Origin of the sequence: Paenibacillus sp. EKM206P (genome assembly GCF_011066155.1) — a bacterium.
In the GTDB taxonomy this organism is placed as follows: Bacteria; Bacillota; Bacilli; order Paenibacillales; family Paenibacillaceae; genus Paenibacillus; species Paenibacillus polymyxa_D.
This window is the reverse complement of record NZ_JAAMNQ010000150.1, coordinates 1-204: the sequence shown is the minus strand read 5'-3', so window position 1 is coordinate 204 and position 204 is coordinate 1. Positions and strand designations below refer to the sequence as shown.

Here is a 204-nt window from a genome sequence, read left to right as displayed (position 1 = left end):
CGAGACTGGGTACACTGACTTAGCAGTGGGCAATGCTGGCACTGAGCTGGGTCAGAGGCATACTGCCGGTATCCCTTACGGTCCGTCGTTCGGTAGGGCAGTTCCTGTTGGGCTGGGCATCTATACGCATTGCGTTTGGCATCGTATTCAAACTTCCATTTCGGAAACAGTCCTTGTCTGGGATGGAATCTTCGGTGAGCAATC

1 pseudogene is annotated in these 204 nt (G+C 53.4%); it reads right to left on the bottom strand.

Going from position 1 to position 204, the window contains the following annotated elements:
• Positions 1–204 (bottom strand): annotated as a pseudogene (locus G9G53_RS26680) (IS5/IS1182 family transposase); the annotation flags it as partial.